General features: G+C 72.1%; 2 protein-coding genes and 1 pseudogene. All 3 read left to right on the top strand.

All coding sequences use genetic code 11. From position 1 onward, the window contains the following. A pseudogene (locus DY245_RS44920) lies at nucleotides 1-227 on the top strand (hypothetical protein); the annotation flags it as partial. Then, nucleotides 224-1,378, top strand: a complete 1,155-nt coding sequence (locus DY245_RS33830) for a hypothetical protein (RefSeq protein WP_425329475.1) — start codon at nucleotides 224-226, stop codon at nucleotides 1,376-1,378. The pseudogene DY245_RS44920 and the gene DY245_RS33830, both read left to right, overlap by 4 nt. Continuing rightward, on the top strand, nucleotides 1,378-2,632 hold a 1,255-nt coding region (locus tag DY245_RS33835), incomplete at its 3' end, for a hypothetical protein (protein ID WP_128510963.1). The genes DY245_RS33830 and DY245_RS33835, both read left to right, overlap by 1 nt.

Below are 2,632 nucleotides of genomic sequence, written 5' to 3' on the forward strand. Positions count from 1 at the left end.
CCTCCGCCTCGTACGCGGCGGTCCCGTGGGGCGCCACCGCCGGGGCGGCGCTCGCCCTGGCGGCGGGGGCGGGCGGCCTGGTGGTCGTACGCCGGCGACGCCGTTCCCAGGGGGCGGGCGGGGTGCCGGGCGAGCGGGGCGCGGCCACCGGCGAGCGGCCGTCCGGGACCGAAGTGGCCGATGCGGCAGGGGAATTGGCGAGCACGGGGTCAGGAGCGCGATCGTGAACGGCGAGACGGGCAGGTCAACGGCGATCGCGGCAGCCGGCGCCGAGGCGCGCACCACGGCGGACGCCGGACGGCCGCGCCGAGGGCGGACGGCCGCACTGGCCCTGTGTGCGGTCCTGGCGCTGGCCCTGCTGCCGGACACCGTCGCCGGCGCGACCGTTCGCGCTGATGGCCAACCCACCGTCCAGCTCTCCAAGAAGGAGGCCGGCAAGGGCGGCAACATCACCGTGAGCGGCCGTGGCTGGCGGCCCAAGGCCCTGCTCACGCTGCTGATCTGCGGACAGAACATGATCGGCGGCACCAATTCCTGCGCCAACGGCGACGGACGGGCCGTCACGACGGACTCGCAGGGCGCCTTCCGCAAGAGCCTCCCGGTGGCCGAGCCGCCCAAGCCGTGCCCCTGTGTGGTGCATGTGGCGACCGTGACGGGTGCGGCGGCAGCAGCGGATACCGCGTTCAAGGTGGCGGGCCACCCGGTGGCGCCGCTGCCCAAGGAGAGCGCCGGCGGCCGGCTGACGGTGCTGGCCCAGCCGCGGCTGGCGGGCAGCAGCGGCCTGCTGACCTGGTTCGGCGCGCCGCCGCAGCGCGAACTGACCCTCACCCTGGGCAATCTCGGTTCGTCGCCCGCCAAGGACCCCGTCTTCCAGGTCGGCACCTCGCACGGTGTCTTCGCGCCCAAGTGGGAGGAGCAGCAGTGGCGGGGGACCGTACCCGCCGGCAAGAAGGCCGAGGTCACGCTGCCGGTCGAGCTGGCTGCCGGCGCGCACGGTGACTATCTGGTCTCGCTCAAATACGGCGACAAGGTCCTGGTCGAGCAGCCCTGGGGGGTCGGCAGGCCGTGGGGCGTGACGCTCTTTTGGGTGCTGCTCTGTGTGGTGATCCCGACGGCGGTGTTCCGCATCGGGATGGCGGTCGTGGAACGGGTGCGCCCGCGCCGTACGACGGTCACCGCGACCGGCGCCACCCCACGCGCCGGCAGGCACATCAAGGCCCGCACGCGCGGGCGCATCGGTAGAGGAACCGCAGGCGGCCGCGCCACGGAAGAGCCCGGTACGCCGGGCGACTCCGCCGCGCTGCCGTGGTTCACCCCGGACACCGCACCGTCCACCACCACATCAACCGAACGACCGACGTCGAAAGGTTCTGCGTGATGAGGCAACGGAGGAGAGCTGCGGGGGCCTCGGTGGCCGCGCTGGTGCTCGCGGGTGCGGGCATCATGACCGCGGCAGGTACCGCCCAGGCAGCGGAGGTGTCGTACAAGACGGAGTGTCTGCCGCCGCCGATATCGGGGCTGCCGCCGATCGAGGGCACCACGAAGGTGGACGTCAGCGCGCCCGCGACCGCCAAGGTCGGCGACGAGATCGAGGTGGTCTGGAAGACGATCGAGGGGGCCTCCAAGAACCCCGACATCCTCGACCTGGGCGAGAACACCGTCCAGCCGACCGGCACGATCAAGGTGGCCGGCGCACAGACCGGCGATCTGGCGATGGAGGGGCCGCGGCAGAACCCGCCGATCCCCAAGGGCAGCCCGATGAAGCTGTCCGACATGAAGGGCAAGCTGAAGCTGGAGAAACCCGGCGAGATCACCCTGACGCCCGGTTTCTACAACATCAACGTCAACAAGCCGATCTCCACGGACACCAAGTGCTCGCCCAAGGAGGCGGTGAAGCCCGCGGTCACCATCAAGGTGACCGACGGCGGCGGCGATTCCGGCGGCACGACGAGCGGCACGACATCCGGGACGACTTCAGGGACGACATCCGGGACGACCGGCGGTACGACGACCGGCGGCACGGACGGTGGCACCTCCGCGGGTACGGCCGCCGGCGGCAGCACCGACGGCGGAACCAGCGCCGGCTCGACCGGCGGCTCCGGCGGCGACCCCGACGGCACCGCGTACAAAGGCAAGGAGGTGGAGGTCGCGTACGCCTGCAAGACGCCCATCGGGGACAAGAAGGCGACCTCGCCGGTCCAGATCAACGCCGTGAAGAAGGGCGGCAGTTACGACCTGACCGTGCAGTTCAAGAAGTCCGTCATGGACAGCCCGGCGGACATCCCCAAGGACTCCGTCAAACCGTCGATGGACGTCAAGGTGGGCGGCGCCGACAAGGGGTCGGTCAAGGTGGAGGGCCCGACGAACGACAAACCCATCAAGTCGGGCGATCCGATCGAGATCCCCGACCTGAAGGGCACCTACAAGCCGGGCGCCACCGGCAAGGCCACCCTGACCCCGGGAGTCCTCACCGTCAACGCCCTGGGGACGACCACGACCTGCACCCCGGAGAAGGCCCCGGGGGTCTCGCTGGCGCTGGACACCTCGGCGCAGCCGGGCGGCACCTCCGGTGGCTCGGCGGGCGGTTCCGCGGGCGGCGCGGCGGCTTCCGGCGGCGGCGCGGCGGGACCGG

Source organism: Streptomyces inhibens (assembly GCF_003389455.1).
Taxonomy (GTDB): domain Bacteria; phylum Actinomycetota; class Actinomycetes; order Streptomycetales; family Streptomycetaceae; genus Streptomyces; species Streptomyces inhibens.